This is a genomic window from Hydrogenophaga palleronii (assembly GCF_031457455.1).
In the GTDB taxonomy this organism is placed as follows: Bacteria; Pseudomonadota; Gammaproteobacteria; order Burkholderiales; family Burkholderiaceae_C; genus Hydrogenophaga; species Hydrogenophaga palleronii_A.
The window spans coordinates 1-23,822 of record NZ_JAVDWU010000002.1; the positions used below are offsets into that span (position 1 = coordinate 1).

Sequence of the window (23,822 nt, forward strand, 5' to 3'; positions counted from 1 at the left end):
GCATCGCCTTTGCCGTTTGGCGCACCGGCAAACCGTTTGATCCGCAACGCATACCCCAGTCGCTTGACAACAAACCATAGAACCTTTGCCGGGCCTTTGGGTGCGCCCCCCTTTCAGGGGGGTGACGCCGAAGGCGGCGCGGGGGGTGGCCGTTAGGCCTGCCAAGTGCTCCCATGCTCCGGCACCAGCGCCTGCCAGCGCAACTCGTTTTCAATGCGGTAGCGCAGCCGGTCAGAGGCCTCCGGATCGCCGTGCACCACGAACACGCGGCGCGGTGCGCCGGGCAGGGCGCGCAGCCACGCCAGCAACTGGCCTGCGTCGGCATGGGCAGACGCGGAAGCGAGCTGAACGATCTCGGCGCGCACCGGGATGTCTTTTCCGTGCATGCGCAACTGGGTGGCCCCGTGCGCCAGACTGGCGCCACGCGTGCCGGGCGCCTGGTAGCCAGTGAGCAACACCATGTTGCGGTGGTCACCCAAGTATTTGGCCAGGTGGTGAAGCACCCGCCCGCCGGTGGCCATGCCGCTGGCAGAGATGATCACCTTCGGACCGTGCTGCAAGGCGATGGTCTTGGACTCGTCGGGCGTGCGCGTCATGGTGGCCACGGTGGCCATGGCGTGGCACTGGGCTGCGTTCAAGCGGTGCTCACCCAGGTGCTGGGCAAACAGCTCGGTGCTGTGGATGGCCATGGGGCTGTCCAGGTACACCGGCAGTCCGCTCGGCAGCGTGCCTGCTGCCTTGAGTTCGGCAATGGCGTGCAGCAGCGCCTGTGCACGGCCCACGGCAAATGCGGGTACCACGACGGTGCCACCACGCGCGGCCACGCGCTGCAGGGCAGGGCCCAGTTCGGCCAGCACGTCTTCATCCGGGTGCTCGCGGTCGCCGTAAGTGGATTCGCACACCACCACGTCGGCCGCTGGCGGGTTCTCAGGGGCCAGCATGATGGCATCGTCCGGCCGGCCCAGATCACCCGAGAACAGAATGCGCCGCCCGCCCACTTCCAGCAGCAGGCTGGCCGCCCCAAGGATGTGCCCGGCGCCGGAGAAGCGTGCCGTCCACCCGGGCACTGGCTCAAAAACCTGGTTCATGCGCGCGGTGCGGATCAGCTTCAGGCTGCGGCGGGCATCGTCTTCGGTGTAGAGCGGCAGCGCCGGCGCGTGTTTGGAGAAGCCCTTGCGGTTGGCAAATGCCGCGTCTTCTTCCTGTATGTGGCCGCTGTCAGGCAACAGGATCTGCGCCAGATCACGCGTGGCAGGTGTGGTCCACACCTTGCCGTGAAAGCCTTCGTTGGCCAGCAGGGGCAGGTAGCCACTGTGGTCCAGGTGGGCGTGCGTGAGGATCACCGCGCCGATGTTGTTGGGCAATATCGGTAACGGGTCGCGGTTGCGAAGCCGCAGCTGCTTGTAGCCCTGAAACAGGCCGCAGTCCACCAGCACACTGTGCCCATCGTGTTCGACCAGATACTTGGAGCCGGTGACGGTGCCAGCGCCGCCGAGGAATCGGATGTGTACGCTCATTCAGGCAGTGTAGTCCTGTGTGGTTCCGCGTCTGCCACCGGGTGGCACAACGTCTTGGCCTGGGCGCGCGTGGGCGGTAGACGTTATGAGGAGGTCGTCCCCCAATGGGGGCTGGAAGCTCTCAGGTCGCAGGCATTCAATGTGGATTCCGCTGGGCGTGAGAGCTTCGATCCGGTTCAGCGGGCAGTTCACACCACCCAAGGAGGCTAGCCATGATCACCACCCGATTGCTCAATCCCAGAACCTTGTTGCGGCCTGACGACCTGCGAGCCATTGTGGCCGCGGTGCCGTCCTTGCGCGGCGACGCAGGCCAGCCGGATGAGCGGACGAAGCGCACCGGTTTCGTGGTGCTGCAACTGGCTGAAGGCGGGCTCACACCCGAAGCCGATGCCGCCGACAGCCTGGCTGCCGTGCTCAAGCAAGGGCAGCTTGGCGCCTTGGCAGACCTGCTCAAGTCGCTGGGGCTTTCCAAGGGCCGTCGATTGATCACGGCTGTTTCGCCCAAGCGCCTTCGTGAGATGGAGGAGCGTGCAGAGCGCAGTCCTTTGCCGCCATTGCGCAGCCTGCGTGCTTACTGGCTGCTCGACCTCCGTGGTCAGCCCCATGACATCGACGCCGTCGTCAAACGCCTCATGGCCACCCCCGGCGTGGCTCAGGCCTACGAGCACCGCAGCGGTGACGACCCGGCAAACAACCCCGGCAACGATCCCTTCAATGCCATGCAGGGCTACCAGGACGCAGCGCCTGACGGCATCGATGCCCGCTGGGCCTGGACCCAGCCCGGTGGCTTCGGTCAGGGTATAGGTGTGTGCGACGTGGAACAAGGCTGGCGCCTCACCCACGAGGACCTGGCAGCGGCCGCACCTTCACTGATCTTCAACGACAACCGGGCGTCCAGCTTCAACCACGGCTGTGCGGTGCTGGGTGAAATGGTGTCGGTCGACAACGCCGTGGGGGTGGTCGGCATCGCTTCGGCAGCGTCGCCTGTGCTTTGCTCAAGTCACTTCGATGCGGGCCTGGGCGTCAGTGGATTCGTGGCCGATGCCGTGATCGCCGCAGTGGACCAGATGGCGGCGGGCGATGTGATGCTGATCGAGGTGCAGACGAGCTTTCTACCGGCCGAAATCGTGGATGACACCTTTGACGCCATCCGTCTGGCATCGGCCCTGGGCATTGTGGTGTGTGCGGCGGCCGGCAATGGCAGCTCGAACCTGGACACCTTCACCAACGCCGGCGGGCTGCAGATCCTCAACCCGGCATCGGCGGACTTCCGCGATTCTGGTGCCATCATGGTGGGCGCCTGTCTGAGCCCACTGCCGCACAACCGCAAGGCCGCCAGCAATTTCGGCGCACGGCTGGACTGTTTCGCCTGGGGCGAGGACGTGGTCACCACGGGCACCGGCGACCTCGATGACGGCGGCGGCAACCCCGATCAGGCCTATGCCGGCGACTTCCAGAATACCTCCGCGGCAACGCCCACCATTGCGGGTGCCGCGCTCATCGTGCAGTCCACCCACGCCGCGGCCACCGGAGCACGCCTGTCACCCATGCAGATGCGCGCAATCCTTTCGAACCCGCTCACCGGCACGGCCCAGGGTGGCGGGGTGGCCGGCAACATCGGCATCATGCCGAACCTGCGCGCCATTCTCGACGGCAACCTGGGCGTGGTGGCCGATGTCTACCTGCGCGACAACGTGGGTGACGACGGCAGCGTGCCCACCGCCGGCGCCATCAGTGCCAGCCCGGACATCATCGTGCTCCCTGGCACTGTGCCCGACCCCAACGCCGCCTTTGGCGAAGGCTCTGGCACCGAGAACGCCAACAACCTGGGCTCGCAGGTGCAAGGCGGGCAGGACAACTTCATCTATGTGCGCATGAAAAACCGTGGCGGCACCGACGCCACCGGCGTGCAGGCCCAGGTGTTCTGGAGCCCTGTTTCCACGCTGGTCACGCCAGCGCTGTGGAACGCCATTGGCACCACCACACCTGTGGATGTGCCCGTGGGCGACACCCTTGTGGTAACCGACGCACTCACCTGGCCAGCCGCCGAAGTGCCTGCCACCGGCCACTACTGCTTCGTCGGCATTCTGGACCACGCGGCGGACCCGGCTCCGGTGCTGCCTTCACCCACCGACTTCGACGGTTTCCGCGCGTTCATCCGCAACCAGAACAACGTCACCTGGCGCAATTTCAATGTGGTGGAAGCAGTGGAAGAACCCTCGGCCGACCCTTCGGTGCACCACTTCCTGATTGCCAACTTCCCCAAGGAGCGGCGCTTCTTCGATTTCGTGATCCAGCGCCGCCTCTCGCGCGAGGTGCGCGTCACCCTGGATGTGCCTGCCGCACTGGCCAAGGCGTTCGTGGCCGGGCTGGAGATGGACTACAAGCTCGATAAGGCCCGCCAGCGTGCGCAGATCGTGTTGCCCAGTGCGCCCTACATGCGCGTGCCACGCGTGCTGCTGCCGGCCGACGCGCGGCTGGACTGCCGCATTACTTTCAAGGGCGTGGCCAAGCAGGCACGGGCCGGGCAGTCGCTGTCTATCGCGCAGGTGTTCGAAGGAGAAGAGGTGGGGCGCGTGACCTGGCGTTTCGAGCGCAAGCGCAAGGCCATCAAAGGCTGAGCGCTGTGGGCCTTCGGTTCCAAAGGCGCGGTTCATTGGGTCGGGCTTTGCTGATCCCGAACTACAGCGCCGCGTCCAGCATCAGCATGAACACAAAACCCGCCATCAGCGTGACCGAGGCCAGACTCTCGAAACCGTTGCGGTGCGTTTCGGGAATGATCTCGTGGCTCACCACAAAGATCATGGCGCCCGCCGCCACCGCCAGGCCTACCGGGTAAAACGCCGGCAGGCTGCCCAGCACCCACAGCCCCAGAATGGCGCCCAGCGGCTCGGCCAGGCCAGAGAGCGCCGCGACGCCCCACGACAAGGCCGCACTCTTGCCCAGCGAGCGCAACGCCATGGCCACGATCAGACCTTCCGGCATGTTCTGCAGGCCAATCGCCAGCGCCACCGAGGCGCCGGTCTGCGCCGCACCGCCCGCGTCAACACCCAGCCCCGCGCCCGAATACGCGGCACCCACCGCCAGCCCCTCAGGCACGTTGTGGATCAGTATGGCCAGCACCATCAGCCAGGCTCGCTGAGCATTCGCCGCTTCGCCGCCCGCCGACCACTGCCCGGCGTGGCCGGGCGCTGCCGGCGGCAGCACGGCATGTTCGTGCGGCATGGCCTTGTCGATCGCCAGCATCAGGCCCATGCCCAGCAGCAGGCCTACTGCCGTGAGCCCGGCCGCACCCGTTTGCGCCGCACCGGTGGCGGCCAGCATGGCCCGTCCGGCTTCCAGCGAGGGCAGCAAGAGCGCAAAAATGGCCGCCGCCAGCATCACGCCCGCTGCGAAAGCCATCAGCGCCGATTCCTGCCGCTTGCTCACCCGCTGCACCAGGAACACCGGCAAGGCCCCCACCGCCGTGGCCAGTGCCGCGATCAGCGAAGCCTGCACCCCCGCCGTCATCGCGCTGCTGGCGCCCGTGGCGTCCCACCACAGGCGAGCGGGCCCCCAGAAGGTGCTGCCTGCCACCAACCCTGCCATCAACAGCAGACCCGCGCCCAGCGCCAGCAAGGCGTTGCGCAGGGCATGAGGCGGCAAAGGAAGCTCCAGTTGCTGGATCTGGAACCAGGCGGGCTGCAGCTGACGGATGAGGGCGGTCATGGGGGGCTCCTGGATCGGAGTCTGTTGCAATGATTGATTAGTGTGGCAAAAACTATCGATGCTTCCTATTTGATTGATTCGATGTCGTTGATAGCTGTCAGCAGTGACCCGAGCCAGCAACATGGCGCACGGGGAGCTGGAGGTTCGATTCGGCCTTGGCTGGTCCACTGTGGTGGGCCAGCCGGGCTTTCCGGGGCGGAACAGAGGACGCGGCAGGACCGCCGGGTGGAGCAAAAATGAACAATCGCTCGGCGGTCCAGGCAGCAAAATCTCAGGGTTTATCCTGTATTCATCTAGTCCTATAGAGGACTATATTTCGAGGCATGAACCCACCTCTCCATCTTCTGAGATCGGAACCTGGTCTTAGCCGGTATGCCTCGCTGGCACAGGCACTCCGTGCCCGGGTTGTAGCTGGTGAATGGCCGCCGGGCTCGGCCTTGCCAGCCGAAAGCCAGTTGGCCAACGAGCACGGCGTGGCGCTGGGCACCATGCGCCGCGCGCTGGAGCTACTGGCAGAGCAGGGCTTCATCGAGCGCATTCATGGCAAGGGCACCTTTGTGCGGCAAGGGCTCACGGGGGCCACCATGTTGCGCTTCTTCCGGTTTGACAGTGGCACGGGCGAAGTGCCCAAGTCGCGCATCTTGCAGCGCAGCCAGGTCAGCGCACCGGCGACGGTGTCGCGAGCACTGGGCATGGGCGCCGGGGAGCCGGTGTTGCGGCTCCACCGCTTGCGCCTCATGGGCGACCAGCCCCGGCTTTTTGAAGAACTCTGGTTGCCGCTGGACCTCTTTGGCCCGCTCGCCGACGACGACCTCTCCACCTGGGAAGACCTGCTCTACCCGATGTTTGCTCGCCGGGTGCAGGTGCATGTGCACCGCGCGGTGGACGACATTGGTTTTTCCCAATTGAGCGCCGTGCAGGCTCAGCACCTGGCTTTGCCGCCTGGTCATCCCTGCGCGCAGGTACAGCGCTCGGCCTTTGATCTCGCCGGGCGCTGCGTTGAAGTGCGCACCACCAGCGGCGACGCCCACGCCTTTCACTACACCGTCACCATCACCTGAAGGAATTCCCATGTCTGCCATTCCCTCCCACACTGGCGCGCAGCTTTCGCGCCGCAGGCTCATAACCGCAGCCGGCGCCGCCCTGGCAGCTCCCTGGTTCGGTGCCCATGCACAGACCAAAATTGCCGGTGGCAAGCCGATCATGTTGGTGGTGTCGTACCCACCCGGTGGCGGTGCCGACCTCATGGCGCGCATCCTCGCACCCCGCATGGAAGCGGCCCTGGGTCAGCCCGTGGTGGTGGAGAACAGGGCGGGTGCCGGCGGGCAGATCGCGGCCGGCTATGTGGCGCGGGCCGCAGCCGATGGCAGCACGCTTCTGCTGGATGCGTCTTCCTTCTCCGTGACCCCATCGCTATACCCCAAGCTGCCGTACGACACCGCGACCGCCTTCACCCCGCTCGCGGTGCTGGCCACTTTCCCCAATGTGCTGGTGTGCAACCCGGCCTTTGAGGCCGAAAGCGTGAAGGACGTGATCCGCCTGGCCAAGGCCCGGTCGCTCACCTACGCTTCTTCCGGCAATGGCTCGGCGCAGCACCTGGCGGGTGCCCTGTTTGAACAGCGTGCAGGTGTGACGCTCACCCACATCCCCTTCCGTGGCGGCGGACCCGCCATGAACAACGTGATGGGTGGGCACGTGCCGCTGTTCTTTGCCAACGTGGCTTCTGCGCTGGGCCACATCAAGGCCGGCAAGCTGCGCCCCCTGGGAGTGACCAGCAAGCTGCGTGTGCGTTCACTGCCCGATGTGCCCACCATGGCCGAAGTGGGTGTGACGGGCTACGAGGTGCTGGAATGGAACCCCGTTCTGGCGCCCGCAGGCATCAACGCCGAGGTGAAAGCGACCCTGGTGGCTGTCATTCGCACGGCGCTGGACGATGCGGAGGTGCTTGGGCGCATCCGCCAATTGGGCGGTGACCTGTTTGCTGACCCCAGCCAGCAGAGTGCCGGCCAGTTCATCGCGGCGCAGCAGGCCCTGTGGGGCAAGGTGATCAAGGAACGGAACATCACGGCCGGATGAGCACACATCAAAACATCGTCAGCCCCGCCGGAGGCTGGGACTGCCATGTGCATGTGTTCGACGCAGCGCACCCGGTGCAGGGTGGCCACTACCGTCCGGTGCAGCACGACCTGGCCGACATTGAGGCGCTGGCGCAGGCGCACGGGGTGCATCATCTGGTGCTGGTGCAGCCCAGTGTGTACGGCACCGACAACACCGTGCTGCTGCAGGCGCTGGCTCATCAGCCAGAACGCCACCGTGGCGTGGTTGTGATCGACCGCGGTATTACCGACGCTGAGCTCGACCGCATGCACGCCATGGGCGTGCGTGGCGTGCGCTTCAACCTGGTCTCGCCGGTGGGCAATGGCCACGAAGGCCTGGAGGCGCTGGCCCCCCGCCTACGCGAGCGCGGCTGGCACGTGCAGTGGTACGCCAAAGCCGAGCAACTGGCCACCATTGCCGCGCTGCACGAAGGCACGGGCCTCACTGCGGTGCTTGACCATCTGGCTGGTATGGGCACGGCTGTTGCCTCCAGCGACCCGGCATGGGCGGCGCTGCGCGCGCTGGCGGCGCAGGGTGCATGGGTCAAGTTGTCAGGCTGGTACCGCCTGCAGGCCAGTGCACCTTACGACGCACTGGGTGCCCATATCCAGCGCATGGCTGCTGAAATGAAGGAGCGCCTGGTGTGGGGCTCCGACTGGCCGCACACCGCTTTTTCAGCCGATGCCTTGCCGCCCTACGCCAGCGTCTGGCGGCCGGTGGTGGACGCGCTGGGTCTCACACGCGCTGCGCAGATTCGAGCGGCAGGGGCCGCGCTGTACACCTGATTTCTATCCTCCGCTGCGCAGCAGCATGGCGGGGCTCAGGTGCATCTGGCGCAGCAGGTAGCGCGCGCCCATCCCCAGGCTGATGGCACTCACGCCCACGGCGGTGAGCACGCCGCTCCAGTACAGGCCGGCGGGGTCCATGTCCAGCCGCCAGCGCAACAGGCCGGTGGCCAGGGCGCTGCCGGCGAGCACAGCGAAACTGGCGGTCACCCCCGCCAGCAAGGTGTATTCCCAGTACAGCACGCGCCGCAGGCTGGAATGGCGAGCACCCAGGGCATGCATCACCGTGGCGTCGAACACCTGGCGGGTACGGCTGGCGGCCACCACGCTGGCCAACACCAGCAAGCTCGCGGCCAGGCACACGCCTGCCACCACCACCAGGCCGCTGCTCGCGCGGCCCATCAAGGTGCGGGTTTCGCGCAGCAGCGATTCGGTGCGCACGCTGGCGATGTTGGGTGCCACAGCGGCAAGGCGGTCCTGCGCGGCCAGGGCCTCATCGGCCGGCAGCCATGCGGCGCCCACGTGGCGGGTGATGAACGGGTCGAGCACGCCGTCGCTGAAGATGGCTTCCAGCCACAGGCGCGACTGCATGCGGCGCTGGCTGTAGATGGCTGACAAGGTCACTTCCACCGGCGTTCCCATGATTTCAAAGCGCAGTTCGTCGCCCACCTTCAGGCCAAGCTGATCCGCCTCTCGGTCTTCCATGGCCACCAGCGGTTCGCCGGTGTGGCCGGCCGGCCACCATTGGCCGCGGTCGATCACCACGTCGTCGATGTTGCCTTCCCGATTGCTCAACTTGTGCTCGTCGCGAGCCTCCATGGCGCGCTCGCCGTCTGCGCTGTCGCGCAGGGCTTCGCCGTTCACCGCCACCAGTCGGCCCAGCACGAGCGGTGCGGTCTGCACGCGGGCCAGGCCGGGTGCGGCCTGCAAGGTTTCGCGCAGGGTGTCGATCTGTTCGGTCTGCACGTCGTAGAACACGAGGGCGGGAGCGTTGGCCGGCACGGTTTCATTCACCGTGCGCAGCAGCGAGACCACCACCAGCGTGCAGGCCACCAGCAGCGTGAGTGCCGAGCCCAGCGACAGCAGCGCAGGGCGCAGCGGCGAGTGCGGCTGCTGCAGGCCGGCCAGTGCCAGCTGCAGCTCCACCGGCGGTTGCCAGCGGGTCATGCCCTGTACCTGGCGCGCCACGTGTTTCAGCCCGCGCGTGATGCCTTCCAGCAGCACCAGCAGGGCGACGGTGGCGGCCACGAAGGCGAGCCCAAAACGCGGGTCGGGCAGGGTCAGCACCAGCAGCAGCAACGTCATGCCGGCCGCAGCGGCCGTGAGCCACCAGGTGCGGCGCGGGGTCTTGAGGTTGGCGCCATTGACGCCGCGAAACAGCGCAGCGGGGGAGACCGACAGCGCGCGCCCCAGCGCCGGCAAGGCAAAGGCCACGGCCGTGAGCACACCAAACATCAGCGCCACCAGCGAAGAGGGCCACAGCCCGACCAGCAACACCGCCATGGGCAGGCGCTCGGCCGTGGCGAAGGCGGCTGCCAGGGCCAGGGCATTGCCCAGCAGCACGCCGGCGACGCTGGCCAGCAGCGCCAGCATCACGATCTGCAGCAGCACCATGGCCGCCAGTTGTCCGTCACGCAGGCCCAGCGCGCGCAGCGTGGCCAGTGAAGTGAGCTTGCCTTGCAGATAGGCCTGCACGCTGTTGAACACGCCCAGGCCGCCAATGAACAGCGCAGAGAACCCGATCAGCAGCAGGCCGGAGCCAATCTGTGCCAGCACCTCGGCCATGCGTGCGCTGCGCTGGCTGAAGGTGCGCACATCCGCATCCAGCGCGGGGAAAGCGGCCACGAAGGCGTCGCGCCATTGGTTGGCCGGCTCGTCGGTGCGCACGCGGTAGCGGTATTCCACGCGGCTGAGCGGCTGCACCAGGCCGGTCGCCTTTAGCGCACCATCGGCCACCAACACGGGGGCACCACCCCAGTCGGCGCGCAGGCTGCGGTCGGGCTGTCGGGTGATGAGGGCGCGCACTTCCAGGTTCAGATCGCCAATGTCGATGCGGTCGCCTGGTTGCAGGTTCAGGCGCTGGGCCAGCGCGGCGTCTACTGCCGCGCCCCAGTCTTGTCCGCGCTGGGCCAAGGCAGCGTCCAGCACAGACGCTGGGGCCAACGTGACCTCGCCGTACAGCGGGTACTGCGCATCCGTGCTTTGCAGTTCGATGAGTTGCGCCTGCCCGCTGGCAGTGCGAAGCATCGTGCGCAGCTCGACCATGCGCGAGACCGTGGCAGTGTCGTTCATCCAAGCCAGCACGTCGGCGTGCAGGGGCTGCTGGTATTCCACTTCCACGTCACCGCCAAACAGCAGGCGTGCGTCGGAGCGCAAGGCGTCGGCCACCTGCCGGTACAGGCCGCCGCCGGCCGCCACCAGCGACACGCCCAGCACCAGGCAGGCACAGAAGATCCACAGGCTGCGGCCACTGCGGCGCAGGTCGCGCCAGGCCAGATCAAGCAGGAAGGGCATGTGACGTGGTTCCTGCAGCGGGATGGTAGGTGGTGGAAGCGGTGAACGTGGGAGTGGAAGTTGAAGCTGAAGCAGGAATAGGGCTGTGCACCTCGCTCGGGGCGGTCTCGTGTAACTGGCCGTCGTGCAGGCGCAGCACGCGGTCGCAGCGTGCTGCAAAGTCGAGGTCGTGCGTGACCAGCACCAGTGTGGTGCCCAGGTCTCGGTTGAGCTCAAACAGCAGTTCGCGCACCGATTCGGCGGTGTGGTCGTCGAGGTTGCCGGTGGGCTCGTCGGCCAGCAGCAGGCGAGGGCGGTGCACCAGGGCGCGGGCAATGGCCACGCGTTGCTGCTCGCCGCCGGAGAGCTGCGTGGGGAAGTGATCCAGCCGACTGTCCAGACCTACACGGGTGAGCATGGCGCGGGCCTGCTCCCGGGCGTCTCGGCGGCCAGCCATTTGCAAGGGCAGGGCCACGTTGTCCAGCGCGTTCAGGCTGGGCAGCAGGTGAAAGCTCTGGAACACGATGCCCACGCGTTCGCGCCGCAGGTCGGCCAGACCATCGCTGTCCAGCTTGCCCAGGTCCACGCCGTCGATCACCACGCGCCCGCCACTGGGGCGCTCCAAGCCTGAGAACAGCAACAGCAGTGACGTCTTGCCTGAACCCGAGGGCCCGGCAATGGCCACGCGCGTGCCGGCTTCAATGCGCATGTTCACACCCCGCAGCACGTCCACCCGGGTGTGGGCCAGGGGGTACGACATGGAAAGGTCGTCGACTTCGATGATGGGTGGAATGGTGTCTGTCATTCGGTGCGGGGAGCGTGGGGGGAGGGCGCCTGGGTCAGGTGTGCTGTCTGTGCGGCAGGTCAACGCAGTGTGAGGCCATTACCCCACGGAGGTTCCTTCCAGTTCGTCCGAGGGTTTGTCGCAAGGGATCGGGCGTTTTGTCGCCGGGCATGGGTTCAGACCGGAGGCAGGGTCCACACGCGCTCGCCGCCTACGGCGTGGTGCTGACGGCCTGGCGCGGCGCCCAGCACATGGCCGCCGGTGAAGGCACCAAAGGCGGGCAGGATGGATTGCCCCGGCTCACTCACGAAACAGGGCAGGCGCAGCCGGTCACGGCCCGGTCCTTGCAGTGCCACCACCGGGTGCAGGTGGCCGGCCAGCACGTGGTGGGTGGAATGGCTTTGTGGGTGGTGGCAGCAGGCAAAGGGTCCGAGCAACCAGGGTCCGTCCACCGCGGCAATGCCCAGCGAGGGAGGCGGGTCACCGGCGCGATCGTCGTGGTTGCCGCGCACCAGGGTGGCGTCCAGCGCAGCATGGCGTTCGCGCCAGGCCTGCAGCGATGCCAGCACATGTGGTGTGCGCGCGGCTGAGGCGTGCAGGAAGTCGCCCAGGCACACCAAGTGGCGGGCCTGATGGCGGGTGATCAGTTCGTCGAGCCGCCTCAGGTTGTCCTGCGTGGTGCCGTGGGGCACGGGTTGGCCCAACGCGCGGTAGGTGGCGGCCTTGCCCAGGTGCAGGTCGGCCACGAACAGCGTGTGGGCAGCCGGCCACCAAAGCGCGCGTTCGGGCAGCAGGTGCAGGCTTTCACCGGCCCATTCGACGCAGGCGTGAGGGGTTTCGGCGACGGGGAGCATGCCCTGGATTGTGGGCAGATGTTGCTGGCAGGTGTGTGACAGCGGGCCAGACCTGAGCGCACTGCGGGGAGAAGGGAGTGCGCGTTCAACCGCTGTTTCCACGCTCAGAGCGGTGGCAGCGGGCGTGGCGGCTTGCGTTCGCGGCGGGGGCGCCGATCACCGGTGCGCCGGGAAACGGGGCTGTCGCGGCCGAAGTCCAGTGTGTCGAGCACGGCTTGTACGTCGCCTTCGTCCTCGCCTTCCGGGCTCTGGGACTTGTCGCGTGCCTTCCTCCTGGATGGGCCGTCAGCGGCTTTCTCCAGTTGGGCCACCATGCGCGCGATGCGCTGGGCCACGTTCTCGTTGCTGAACTTTTCGCGAAAGCGCTCCACCATGAGCGGAAAGGCAAACGGCGTGGGCCGCTCCAATGTGTGCAGCATCAAGGTCTGCTGGTTCATGCGCGCGAGTGCGGTCTGCAAGCGCGCCATGTCCAGCTCCAGCGCCAGCAGTTCCTGCTCGGCCTGGTGCAGCAGGCGGTTGCCTGGGTCGTACTGGCGGAACACCTCCCAGAACAGGCGCGACGACGCCTGTAGTTGCCGGCTGCTGCGCTGTTCGCCGGGGTGGCCCTGAAACACCAGGCCTGCCACGCGCGCGATTTCCCGGAAGCGTCGCTGCGCCAGCTCGCCCGCGTTGAGGCTGTCGAGCACTTCCTGCTGCAAAGCCTTGTCGCTCTCAGCGTTGCGCAAGACCTGCGGCAGCAGCTCGGCCCAGTCGGTGTGCGTGGGCGAAAGCAGCTCAAACCCATAGTCGTTGACCGCAATGGAAAACGTGGTGGGCGAATGGCGCGCCACGCGCCACGCAATGAGGCCACCCAGGCCCAGATGCACATGGCGGCCCGCAAACGGATAGAGGAACAGGTGCGTGCCTTCACGGGAGTGCAGCACTTCGGCCAGCAGGTGGTGACGCGTGGGCAGGGCCGACCATTCGCTTTGCACCGCCAGAAGATCCTTTGCGGCTCGCAGCTCTGGCGAACTGTGACGACCATCAGCCGCCAGTTCGAGCTGGTCCACCACCGCGTCGGCCAGCGTGGTGGACAGTGGCATCTTGCCGCCGTTCCAGCGCGGCACGGCGGGCCGCTGGCCCTGGGCACGCCTGACCCAGGCCGTCATCTCATGCACGCGCACCAGCTCCAGCAGGCGGCCGGCGAACAGAAAGCAATCGCCCGGTTTCAGTCGCGCGGCAAAGCTCTCTTCCACCTGGCCCAGCCGCGCTCCGCCCACGAACTGCACCGCCATGCTGGCGTCGCTGACGATGGTGCCGATGTTCATGCGATGGCGCCTGGCCAGCCGCGCATCGGGCACGCGCCACACGCCGTTCGCGTCCACCTGCACGCGGTGGAAATCCGGGTAGGCGCCCAGCGCCTCGCCGCCCTGGCGCACAAAGGCCAGGCACCAGGCCCAGTCGGCATCGCTGAGCTGTGCGTAAGCCGCGGTGCTGCGTACCTCGTGCAGCAATGCTTCGGGCATGAAACCACCGCCCAGCGCCACCGTGACCAAATGCTGCACCAGCACGTCCAGCGGTTGCTGCGGCACCTCGCGGGCTTCAATGTGCCCGGCCGCCACGGCGTCGCGTGCGGCTGCGCCTTCGATCAATTCCAGCGCATGCGTGGGCACGATGGTGATGCGCGAAGGGCGGCCCGGTGCGTGGCCGGAACGCCCCGCACGCTGCAGCAACCGGGCAATGCCTTTGGGTGAGCCGATCTGCAGCACGCGTTCCACCGGCAGAAAGTCCACGCCCAGGTCCAAGCTGCTGGTGCACACCACCGCGCGCAGCGCACCGCTCTTGAGGCCGGCCTCCACCCATTCGCGCACGCCGTGGTCCAGCGAGCCGTGGTGAAGGGCGATCAGGCCGGCCCAGTCAGGCCGCGCGTCCAGCAGGGCCTGATACCAGAGTTCGGCTTGCGATCGCGTGTTGGTGAAGACCAGCGTGTTGCCGCTGCGTTCGATTTCCTCCACCACCTGCGGCAGCATGCTGATGCCCAGGTGGCCGGCCCAGGGGAAGCGATCGGTGCGGGGCGGCAGCAGCGTGTCCACCGTCAGGCGCTTCGGTGTCTTGCCTTGCACCAGCACACCATCGCGCCCGGGGCCGAGCAAGGTGTGCTGCGCCACATCGAGGTTGCCCAGTGTGGCCGACATGCCCCACACCATCAGGTCCGCGTTCAAGTGGCGCAGGCGCGCCACCGCCAGCTGCGTCTGCACACCGCGCTTGTTGCCCATGAGCTCGTGCCATTCGTCCACCACCACCAGCCGCGCACGGCCGAGGTTGTCGGCCGCATCGGCCCGTGAGAGCAAAACACTCAGACTCTCAGGCGTGGTGACCAGCACGGTGGGCAGGCGACGGTCTTGCGCGCTGCGCTCACCACTGGTGGTGTCGCCACTGCGCGCGCCCGCGCTCCAGTGCGGAGCCATCTCGGTCAGCGGTTCCTTCAGGGCGCGCAAAGTGTCGGCGGCCAGGGCGCGCATGGGGGTGATCCAGATGACGGTGAGCGGTGCGGCGTTGGGCTGTGCGTGTGGGTTCGGGTGTGCGTCTGGAACCACGATTTCCGTGCTGGCTGTTTTGGAAGAGTTGGCGGCGTCCGCTTTCAGGCGCTTGGCGTCGATCAGCGCCTGCAGCGCACCCAGCCAGACCGCAAAGGTTTTGCCCGAGCCTGTCGTGGCGTGCAGCAGACCGCTCTGGCCGCGTGCCATGGCGGTCCACACCTGGCGCTGAAACGCAAAGGGCTTCCAATCGCGTGCTGCCAGCCAGGCCGTGGCGTTGGGGCCTTTCATGGCGAAATGGCGCTGGCCGCACCGGGCATCAGCGCGGCCAGGGTTTGCAGTGTGTCGGCTTCATCCACCGGCTTGTCTTCACGCCAGCGCAGCATGCGCGGAAAGCGCACCGCAATGCCGCTCTTGTGGCGGGTGCTGCGGGCAATGCCTTCAAAGCCCAGCTCAAACACCAGGGTGGGCCGCACGCTGCGCACCGGGCCAAAGCTCTCCACCGTGGTCTTGCGGATGATCGCGTCCACCTTCGCCATCTCGGCGTCCGTCAAGCCCGAATAGGCCTTGGCGAAAGGCACGAGTTGCCGGCGTTCGGTGCCTGGCGGCGCGTTCCACACCGCGAAGGTGTAGTCGCTGTAGAGGCTGGCGCGGCGGCCGTGTCCGCGCTGGGCGTAGATCAGCACCGCATCCACGCTGAATGGGTCGATCTTCCATTTCCACCAAGTGCCCACGCTGCGTGTGCGGCCCACGCCGTACAACGCGCTGCGCTGCTTGAGCATGAAGCCCTCGGTGCCCATCTGTCGGGCGGCTTCTCGCTGTTCTGACAGTTCAACCCATGAGTCGCCCTGCAGCATCGGGCTGGCGATGAGCTGGGGGTGGTTCATCTCCGCCACCAGCGCGTCGAGCTGAGCGCGGCGCGTCTGTTGGGTTTGTTCGCGAAGGTCGTTGCCCTCGGTTTCCAGCAGGTCATAGGCCAGCAGCACCACCGGCACTTCTCGCAGCAGCTTGGCGCCCAGCGTCTTGCGGCCGATGCGCCGCTGCAGTTCGGCAAAAGGCTGGGGCTGACCATCGCGCCACACCACGATCTCGCCGTCGATCACGGTGCCGTCGGGCAGGGCGTCGCCCAGGGCGCTGAGCTCGGGAAAACGATCGGTCACCAGCTCCTCGCCGCGCGACCACAGCCAGGTCTGGCCTGCGCGACGCACCAACTGGGCGCGAATGCCGTCCCACTTCCATTCCACCTGCCAATCGGTCGGTGAGCCCAGCAGTTCGTCAAAACGTTCAAGTGGTTCGTTCAACGGGTGAGCCAGGAAAAAGGGATAGGGTTGGCCGCTGGTTTTCTGGTTGGTTTCTGCGACGGACTCCGGCACCACCAGCGCTTCATATACTGCGGCAGTGGGCAAGGCGCCCACGTGCGTGTAGCCCATGAGCCGCTGCGCCACGCGCTGTGTGCTCACCCCGGCCACCGTCGCCAGCGCCTGCGTGACCTGCAGGCGCGACACGCCCACACGAAAACCACCGGTGATGAGCTTGATGCAGATGAAGCGTTGATCGTCCGGCAGCTGCTGCCACACGCTGTGCAGGGCTGCGGCCTGCACGTCGGGTGGTTGACCGCGCAAAGGCAGGAGGTGGTGGAGCAGCCAGTCCGCCAGACCGCGTTCGACCGCTTCGGTACCGGGCGGCAGCAACAGCGCCACCGTTTCTGCCAGGTCGCCCACGGCCTGATAGCTCTCTTCAAACAGCCATTCCGGCAGGCCGGCGGTCTCCCGGGCCATGGTGCGCAACAGTGCCGTGGGCACGATCTGGCGCGGCTTGCCACCGGCCAGGAAATACACCGCCCAGGCGGCGTCCTCGGCCGGGGCCTCGCGCAGGTAACGCTGCAGGGCAGCCTGCTTGTCGCGGCTGGATGTGCTGGCATCGAGCTCGCGGTAGAGGGCGGCGAAACGCTTCATGCGGCTTCACCTTCGGGCTGCTCTGGCTTGGGCTCGGGCGTTTCTGGAACAGCCTGGTCGGCCACATCGTCGTCACCATATTCGGTATCAAAAGCCTGCGCGTCCAGTCCGTTTTCATTGAGCCAGCGCACCAGCACGGGCACGCTGCCGTGCGTCACGCGGATGTGCTCGGCGCCCGTGCCCTGGATGGCGGCCATGAGGCCGGGCCAGTCGGCGTGGTCCGACATGACGAAGCCCCTATCCACACCCCTGCGGCGGCGCGTACCGCGCACCTGCATCCAGCCGCTGGCAAAGGCGTCGACCGCATCCGAACCAAACCGCTTCATCCATGGAGTGCCCTGCGCAGAAGGCGGTGCCAGCACCAGCGCGCGCTTGAGCGCAGCTTTGTCCATCGCTGCATCCGTCACGCGAAAGGTGGGCGGCAGATCTACACCCGCCGCCCGGTACACCGCGTTCAGCGGCTCCACTGCGCCGTGCACCACGATGGGCCCGATGGACGGGTCCACACCGTGCAGGATGCGCTGTGCCTTGCCAAAGGCGTAGCACAGCAATACAGACGCCCGGCCCTCATCGGCGTTGCTGCGCCACCAGGCGTTGATCTCGTCGAACAGCACGGCCTGCGTGGGCCAGCGGTAGATGGGCAGGCCGAAGGTGCTTTCGGTGATGAAGGTGTCGCAGCGCACTGGCTCAAAACCCGGGCAGGTGCCGTCGGGCTCGGTCTTGTAGTCGCCAGATGCCACCCACACCCGACCACCGTGTTCCAGCCGCACCTGGGCTGAGCCCAGCACATGCCCGGCAGGGTGCAACGACAAGCGCACGCCGTTGTGTTCGATCGATTCACCATAGGCCAGCGTCTGCAGGTGGATGCTCGCGCCCAGCCGCTGGCGCAGCGTGCCGGCACTGTCGGTGTGCGCAAGGTAGTGGGCATGACCGGTGCGGGCGTGGTCCGAATGCGCGTGCGTGATCACGGCGCGCTCCACCGGTCGCCAGGGGTCGATGTAGAAGTCGCCTGCGGGGCAGTACAGGCCTTCGGGGCGGGCGATGACGAGGTCTTGGGAAGCGGATGCCATGTTGCTTGAATGCCAGTGTGCCGGAAGTCGGTCAGAGTGGCTGGTGTAGTGTCTTGTGCCGCGCGGCGGCGCGACATGCGCCATCCGGCAGACGCTTCGATCGAACTATGATGCGCGTCGGCCGCCCGGGCCATTCGATTCAATTGCCTTTTGAGGGCGCAGCAGGGAGTTCAGATGACACGTTTGTTGAAGCAGGTGGCGCGCTGGCCGCGACCATCGCATTGCCACACATCCTCTGGGCCGGGGTGATGTCGCCAGGTCAGTGGGAAATCCGCGTCACCATCGAATCGGCCACCGGGCCGGGCGCCAGCATGCCACCCCCGGCCGGTCCCATGGTTCAGCGCGCCTGCAAGGCACAGAGCTTCGTGGACAAGGAAAACTACACCTCCACCGACTTCGCCATGGGTAGGCCGCGCCGCAACCAGTTTCAATGCCGGGTCGACTCGCGCGAAGGGGATGCTCGTGAGGCACGGTGGCAGTTCACCTGTGAACGCTCAGATGGTCTGCACGCGGTGACCCGTGCCGTCAACAAAGTGTCTGCCGACCGGCTGGAGCAGGTGGCCACGGAAACGATGACGCGGGATGGCGAACCCTGGAGCGAGGTGACGGTGCGCGTGGATGGCAAGCTGACGGGGCAGGCCTGCCAGGAGGAGGACATTCAATTGAAGTGAGGTGCAGCCCAGCGAACTCGCCATTGGCAGGCCACGTATCGAAAGATGAAACCATGACCGAACATAGGCAATATCTTTCCTGGTGGTATCCACTCGGGAACCCGGCCACATTGGCAACACCGAATGGCCCGCACGCCACGCCGCAGCCAGCCTGCCGTCCGTGACCACCCAGACCGGTGTGCATCTGGCCCGCGCTGGAATTCCGGGGTTCGTTGACCAGCGCCACACCGTGGGCCAATATCCCACGGCCGAAGTCGGCAGCGTGATGCGAGGCCTTCTGGACCAGACCCTGGCTCAGCCGATTCTGCTGGGTGAGCACACGATTTTCTACTGAAGAGAGGAACCTTCAATTGGCCATCAACGCTGTCACCCATTGGATTCGCCCATTTCCCGATCCTGCAGATGTGTTTGCTGGAGACGTGGAGCGGAGCTTTCGACATCTGCTGCCCCTGGTCTCCATCGACCTCGCGCAGGTCAATCCCCAGTGGTCTGGCTGGATCCATCTGGTGAACCCCTGCGAGCCTGCGGAAGGCATGATTGGGGACCGCACGGTCCGCTACCACAACGCGTATCTTCAGACCAACTGGCTGGCCTTCAAGCTCGATGCGAACGACCGCTACGAGCTGCTGGGGGATTGGCGCTATTTCTATTTGGAGAACCCCGAGCTGAATCGGCCCGATCGGCGTTTCCAGCGCGAGCGAGAGCAAGGTCTGAAGGCCATGCAGAAGTTGTTCGCCTCCATGGACAAGAAACTGCATGGATTCTCGAACGCGGTCGAACGCGAGCGAGAGGTCTTCCCCACGCATGAGAGTGCCTACGCACAGGTGCAGGCGCACTATGCCGAGCAGCACGAGGCTTACGCCATGGCCAAGCGCCGCTTTCTGGCGCATGGCAAGCTGCTATCGGTTAACCAGTTCCCGCGTGAGAACGCCAACTTTGATCGCGAGCCATCAAGCAATTTTCTGGAGCAACTGGGTGGGCCGGCGGCCGGCGGCAACTGGGCTGAAACGGACGGGGGCATTCGGCTCATGGCCGACGATGAGTGGAACGATGTCTATCCCGTGGGTCCCACGGGCAACCGCTTCCATTTTGTGGCCCAGGTGCCGGGTTGGCACTACTGCAAGGCCGGAGCGGACTCGATCATTCTGTTCTTCGAACCGGTGGAGCGCATTGCCTTGATCACCTTCGACTGGACATGAAGAGGGCTCGGATGCCCTGAACGTCCTGGCCCGCAGGCCCAAACAACCAGGCCGACCGGATCGCTCCAGTCGGCCTGGCGGCTGTCGATGTGAGCGGGCCGTTCAGGCGAAAAAGCTCTTCGCCTTCTCAAACCAGCCCTTGTCGTTCGGGCTGTGCTTGTGGCCACCCTTCTTAAACGACTCGTCCAGTTCCTTCAGCAGCTTGCGCTGGTACTCGGTGAGCTTGACCGGTGTTTCCACCGCCACATGGCAGTACAGGTCGCCAGGGTAGCTGCTGCGTACACCTTTGATGCCCTTGCCGCGCAGACGGAAGGTCTTGCCGCTTTGGGTGCCTTCGGGCAGGTCGATCGTGGCCTTGCCTTGCAGGGTGGGCACGTCGATCTCGCCGCCCAGGGATGCGGTGGTCATGGGCACGGGGACCTGGCAGTGCAGATCGTCGCCTTCGCGTTCGAAGATGTCGTGCTTGCGTAGGCGCACCTCGATGTAGAGGTCGCCTGAGGGGCCGCCGTTTTGCCCGGGTTCGCCGTTGCCGGTGCTGCGGATGCGCTGGCCGTCGTCGATGCCGGCGGGGATCTTGATTTCCAGCGTTTTCTGCTTCTTGATCTTGCCCTGGCCGTGGCAGGTGGTGCAGGGGTCGGGGATGATCTTGCCGCTGCCGTGGCAGTGCGGGCAGGTCTGCTGCACGCTGAAGAAGCCCTGGCGCATCTGCACCACGCCCTGGCCGTGGCAGGTGGAGCAGGTCTTGGCGCTGGTGCCGGGTTTGGCGCCGCTGCCCTTGCAGGTTTCGCAGTCGTCCCAGCTGGGAATGCGGATCTGGCTTTCCTTGCCTGCGGCAGCTTCTTCCAGCGAGATTTCCATCGCGTACGACAGGTCGGCGCCGCGGTAGACCTGGCGGCCGCCGCGCTGGCCGCGCTGGCCACCGAAGATGTCACCGAAGATGTCGCCAAAGGCGTCACCGAAGCCGGCAAAGCCTTCTGCGCCCGGGCCGCCGCGCATGTTGGGATCGACGCCAGCGTGGCCGTGCTGATCGTAGGCCGCCCGCTTTTGCGGGTCGGTCAGCATTTCGTAGGCCTCTTTGGCCTCCTTGAATCGTTCTTCTGCAGCCTTGGCTGCATCACCCTGGTTGCGGTCAGGGTGATGCTTCATCGCCAGCTTGCGATACGCCTTCTTGATTTCGTCGTCTGAAGCGTTCTTGGGGACGCCCAGCACTTCGTAAAAGTCGCGTTTAGCCATGGTGGAATGCGGTTCTTGTTGAGTGCAAACGCCGCGTCAGGTTGCCCTGACGCGGCGGTGGGTGGCAGGTGGAGCAGAAGGCAATCAGCCCTTCTTCACTTCCTTCACCTCGGCATCGACGATGTCGTCGTCGGCGCCGGCTTTGCTGCCACCGGCTTGGGCTTCGCCCTCAGGGGCACCACCGGCTGCGGCGGCCGCTTCGGCCTGCGACGCTGCGTACACCTTCTCGCCCAGCTTCTGGCTGGCGGTCATCAGGGCTTCTGTCTTGGACTCGATGGAGGCCTTGTCGTCGCCGTTGAGCGCCTCTTCCACGTCCTTGATGGCGGTCTCGATGGCTTCCTTTTCGGCGGCTTCGAGCTTGTCGCCATGTTCGCCCAGGCTCTTCTTCACGCTGTGCACCATGGCTTCGCCCTGGTTGCGGGCTTGCACCAGTTCCACCTTCTTCTTGTCGTCGGCGGCGTTGAGCTCGGCGTCCTTCACCATCTGCTGGATCTCGTCCTCGCTCAGGCCGGAGTTGGCCTTGATGGTGATCTTGTTTTCCTTGCCGGTGCCCTTGTCCTTGGCGCCCACGTGCAGGATGCCGTTGGCGTCGATGTCGAACGACACTTCAATCTGCGGCATGCCGCGCGGCGAAGCGGGAATGCCTTCGAGGTTGAACTCGCCCAGCAGCTTGTTGCCGCTGGCAATCTCGCGCTCGCCCTGGAACACCTTGATGGTCACGGCCGGCTGGTTGTCTTCGGCGGTGGAGAAGGTCTGCGCAAACTTGGTCGGGATCGTGGTGTTCTTGGCGATCATCTTGGTCATCACGCCACCCATGGTCTCGATGCCCAGGCTCAGCGGGGTCACGTCGAGCAGCAGCACGTCCTTGCGGTCACCGGAGAGCACCTGGCCCTGGATGGCAGCACCCACGGCCACGGCTTCGTCAGGGTTCACGTCCTTGCGTGGCTCCCTGCCGAAGAATTCCTTCACCTTTTCCTGCACCTTGGGCATGCGGGTCATGCCACCAACCAGGATCACGTCGTGGATGTCGTTCACGCTGATGCCGGCGTCCTTGATGGCGGTGCGGCAGGGCGCAATGGTGCGTTCGATCAGCTCTTCCACCAGGGCTTCGAGCTTGGCGCGGGTGAGCTTGATGTTCAGGTGCTTTGGACCGGACGCGTCTGCCGTGATGTAGGGCAGGTTCAGGTCGGTTGCGGCCGAGCTGGACAGCTCAATCTTGGCCTTTTCAGCGGCTTCCTTCAGGCGCTGCAGGGCCAGCACGTCCTTGGTCAGGTCGACGCCCTGTTCCTTCTTGAACTCGGTGACGATGTAGTCAATGATGCGCTGGTCGAAGTCTTCGCCGCCCAGGAAGGTGTCTCCGTTGGTGGAGAGCACTTCAAATTGCTTTTCACCGTCCACATCGGCGATCTCGATGATGGACACGTCGAACGTGCCGCCACCCAGGTCGTACACGGCGATCTTGCGGTCGCCCTTTTCCTGCTTGTCCAGGCCAAAGGCCAGTGCCGCAGCGGTGGGTTCGTTGATGATGCGCTTCACATCGAGGCCGGCAATGCGTCCGGCGTCTTTGGTGGCCTGGCGCTGGGCGTCGTTGAAGTAGGCCGGCACGGTGATCACGGCTTCCGTCACGGGCTCGCCCAGGTAGTCCTCGGCGGTCTTCTTCATCTTGCGCAGGATGTCAGCGCTGACCTGCTGGGCAGAGATCTGCTTGCCGCGCACTTCCACCCAGGCGTCGCCGTTGTCGGCCGCCACGATGGTGTAAGGCATGAGGTCGATGTCCTTCTGGACTTCTTTTTCGGTGAACTTGCGGCCGATCAGGCGCTTGATGGCATAGAGCGTGTTCTTGGGGTTGGTCACGGCCTGGCGCTTGGCGCTGGCGCCGACCAGCACTTCGCCGTCTTCTTGGTAGGCCACGATGGACGGCGTGGTGCGCGCACCTTCCGCGTTTTCAATCACCTTGGTGGTGTTGCCTTCCATGATGGACACGCACGAGTTGGTGGTGCCCAGGTCGATACCGATGATTTTTCCCATTTTGTTTGCTCCGTGAGAGGAAAGTTGAATTGTTGGAAAGATGTGGATAACTATGTGGATTTCAAGTGGGCGGGTTGTGGGCGGCCTGTGCGCTGCGGCTGGAAAAGTCTGGCACTGCGGCGGCCCCCTGCCTTACTTGGGTGCGGCCACCGTCACCAGGGCCGGGCGCAGCACGCGGTCCGCGATCAGGTAGCCCTTTTGCAGCACGGTCACCACGGTGTTGGGTTCCTGGTCGGCCGGCACCATGCTGATGGCCTGGTGCTGGTGCGGGTCGAACTTTGTGCCGCCGACAGGTTCGATCTGGATCACCTTGTGGCGCTCCAGTGCGCTCTTGAGCTGCTTCAGCGTGGCTTCAGAGCCTTCGCGCAGCTGTTCGCGCGTGGCCTCCTGAATGGCCAGGCCGGCTTCCAGGCTGTCGGCCACGGCCAGCAGGCTGTCGGCAAAGCTCTCTACCGCAAACTTGCGCGCCTTGGATGTTTCTTCTTCGGCCCGGCGGCGGGTGTTTTCGGCCTCGGCCTTGGCGCGCAGAAACTGCTCGGCCAGATCGGCGTTCTGGGCCTTGAGGGCACTGACTTCGTTCGTCAGGGCGGCCAGCGCATCGGTCTCGTTGGCGGCCGCAGCCGCTTCGGCTTCTTCAGGACGCACGGCTTCGGTGGCCGCAGCGTCGGCGGGTTGGGCGTTGTCGGCTGGGGTCGGGTTCTGGCTCATGGGCGATCTGAAATATCTTGAAAACATGGGCAAATAAGGTGCTGCGCGGCACATGGGGTTGAATGCCCCGGGTTCAAGGGTGCTGGCAGCAAAATGGGCGCAGGCCGGTGAAATTGGCGGTTTTCCACTTGGGGACACCCATGAAGCACTTTCGACACGGCTCGCCGGGCTCCTGGAGGCCCGGCCTGATCGACGCCCTTGGCG

18 protein-coding genes are annotated in these 23,822 nt (G+C 65.9%); 7 read left to right on the forward strand and 11 right to left on the reverse strand.

The features are described 5' to 3' along the window. Positions 1–152: 152 nt before the first annotated feature. Complete coding sequence (locus J2W49_RS04620; RefSeq protein WP_310312223.1) at positions 153–1,517, reverse strand: MBL fold metallo-hydrolase RNA specificity domain-containing protein; 1,365 nt, start codon at positions 1,515–1,517, stop codon at positions 153–155. 212 nt (positions 1,518–1,729) lie between these two features. Between J2W49_RS04620 and J2W49_RS04625 the strand changes: the two genes are divergently transcribed. Next, positions 1,730–4,138 carry a S8 family serine peptidase gene (locus tag J2W49_RS04625; RefSeq protein WP_310312226.1) on the forward strand — a complete coding sequence of 803 codons (2,409 nt, stop codon included), beginning with the start codon at positions 1,730–1,732 and terminating at the stop codon, positions 4,136–4,138. A 61-nt stretch (positions 4,139–4,199) separates the two neighbouring features. On the opposite strand, the gene J2W49_RS04630 is transcribed toward J2W49_RS04625, so the two are convergent. Further along, the gene (locus tag J2W49_RS04630) at positions 4,200–5,225 is read right to left on the reverse strand and encodes a ZIP family metal transporter (protein ID WP_310312228.1); all 1,026 of its coding nucleotides are present in this window, start codon (positions 5,223–5,225) and stop codon (positions 4,200–4,202) included. A 323-nt stretch (positions 5,226–5,548) separates the two neighbouring features. Between J2W49_RS04630 and J2W49_RS04635 the strand changes: the two genes are divergently transcribed. The 3 genes from J2W49_RS04635 to J2W49_RS04645 are packed head-to-tail and all read left to right on the forward strand — an operon-like array spanning position 5,549 to position 8,107. After that, positions 5,549–6,286 carry a GntR family transcriptional regulator gene (locus J2W49_RS04635; RefSeq protein WP_310312230.1) on the forward strand — a complete coding sequence of 246 codons (738 nt, stop codon included), beginning with the start codon at positions 5,549–5,551 and terminating at the stop codon, positions 6,284–6,286. A 10-nt stretch (positions 6,287–6,296) separates the two neighbouring features. Continuing rightward, positions 6,297–7,301 carry a tripartite tricarboxylate transporter substrate-binding protein gene (locus tag J2W49_RS04640; RefSeq protein ID WP_310312233.1) on the forward strand — a complete coding sequence of 335 codons (1,005 nt, stop codon included), beginning with the start codon at positions 6,297–6,299 and terminating at the stop codon, positions 7,299–7,301. Then, the gene (locus tag J2W49_RS04645; protein WP_310312236.1) at positions 7,298–8,107 is read left to right on the forward strand and encodes an amidohydrolase family protein; all 810 of its coding nucleotides are present in this window, start codon (positions 7,298–7,300) and stop codon (positions 8,105–8,107) included. Before J2W49_RS04640 ends, J2W49_RS04645 begins: the two co-directional genes overlap by 4 nt. A gap of 3 nt (positions 8,108–8,110) precedes the next feature. On the opposite strand, the gene J2W49_RS04650 is transcribed toward J2W49_RS04645, so the two are convergent. From J2W49_RS04650 to J2W49_RS04675, 6 genes are all read right to left on the reverse strand, one after another. Further along, entirely contained in the window at positions 8,111–10,621 is a 2,511-nt protein-coding gene (locus tag J2W49_RS04650; protein WP_310312239.1) for an ABC transporter permease, read from the reverse strand. After that, positions 10,605–11,405, reverse strand: a complete 801-nt coding sequence (locus J2W49_RS04655; RefSeq protein WP_310312242.1) for an ABC transporter ATP-binding protein — start codon at positions 11,403–11,405, stop codon at positions 10,605–10,607. Before J2W49_RS04655 ends, J2W49_RS04650 begins: the two co-directional genes overlap by 17 nt. 155 nt (positions 11,406–11,560) lie before the next feature. Continuing rightward, the gene (gene pdeM / locus J2W49_RS04660) at positions 11,561–12,238 is read right to left on the reverse strand and encodes a ligase-associated DNA damage response endonuclease PdeM (RefSeq protein WP_310312244.1); all 678 of its coding nucleotides are present in this window, start codon (positions 12,236–12,238) and stop codon (positions 11,561–11,563) included. Between the two features lie 104 nt (positions 12,239–12,342). Beyond that, positions 12,343–15,045: a ligase-associated DNA damage response DEXH box helicase gene (locus tag J2W49_RS04665; protein ID WP_310312247.1), complete on the reverse strand. Its 2,703-nt coding sequence runs from the start codon at positions 15,043–15,045 to the stop codon at positions 12,343–12,345. Next, positions 15,042–16,709, reverse strand: coding sequence for an ATP-dependent DNA ligase (locus J2W49_RS04670; protein WP_310312250.1), 1,668 nt, complete (start codon positions 16,707–16,709; stop codon positions 15,042–15,044). Before J2W49_RS04670 ends, J2W49_RS04665 begins: the two co-directional genes overlap by 4 nt. After that, complete coding sequence (locus J2W49_RS04675; RefSeq protein ID WP_310312253.1) at positions 16,706–17,779, reverse strand: ligase-associated DNA damage response exonuclease; 1,074 nt, start codon at positions 17,777–17,779, stop codon at positions 16,706–16,708. Before J2W49_RS04675 ends, J2W49_RS04670 begins: the two co-directional genes overlap by 4 nt. A gap of 110 nt (positions 17,780–17,889) precedes the next feature. Here J2W49_RS04675 and J2W49_RS04680 point away from each other — a divergent pair, with 110 nt between their 5' ends. The 3 genes from J2W49_RS04680 to J2W49_RS04690 all read left to right on the forward strand — a co-directional run bounded on the left by J2W49_RS04680 (position 17,890) and on the right by J2W49_RS04690 (position 19,649). Then, the gene (locus J2W49_RS04680; RefSeq protein ID WP_310312255.1) at positions 17,890–18,450 is read left to right on the forward strand and encodes a DUF3617 family protein; all 561 of its coding nucleotides are present in this window, start codon (positions 17,890–17,892) and stop codon (positions 18,448–18,450) included. Positions 18,451–18,610: 160 nt separating this feature from the next. After that, on the forward strand, positions 18,611–18,784 hold the full coding sequence (locus J2W49_RS04685) for a hypothetical protein (RefSeq protein WP_310312257.1): 174 nt from the start codon (positions 18,611–18,613) through the stop codon (positions 18,782–18,784). A gap of 16 nt (positions 18,785–18,800) precedes the next feature. Continuing rightward, positions 18,801–19,649: a hypothetical protein gene (locus J2W49_RS04690; protein ID WP_310312261.1), complete on the forward strand. Its 849-nt coding sequence runs from the start codon at positions 18,801–18,803 to the stop codon at positions 19,647–19,649. A gap of 102 nt (positions 19,650–19,751) precedes the next feature. Here the strand turns inward: J2W49_RS04690 and dnaJ are convergent, their stop codons facing one another. The 3 genes from dnaJ to grpE form a co-directional block, all read right to left on the reverse strand. After that, positions 19,752–20,882, reverse strand: a complete 1,131-nt coding sequence (dnaJ, locus tag J2W49_RS04695; protein WP_310312264.1) for a molecular chaperone DnaJ — start codon at positions 20,880–20,882, stop codon at positions 19,752–19,754. 84 nt (positions 20,883–20,966) lie between these two features. Next, positions 20,967–22,910 carry a molecular chaperone DnaK gene (gene dnaK / locus J2W49_RS04700; protein WP_310312266.1) on the reverse strand — a complete coding sequence of 648 codons (1,944 nt, stop codon included), beginning with the start codon at positions 22,908–22,910 and terminating at the stop codon, positions 20,967–20,969. A 132-nt stretch (positions 22,911–23,042) separates the two neighbouring features. Continuing rightward, positions 23,043–23,618, reverse strand: coding sequence for a nucleotide exchange factor GrpE (grpE, locus tag J2W49_RS04705; RefSeq protein WP_310312269.1), 576 nt, complete (start codon positions 23,616–23,618; stop codon positions 23,043–23,045). Positions 23,619–23,822 lie beyond the last annotated feature (204 nt).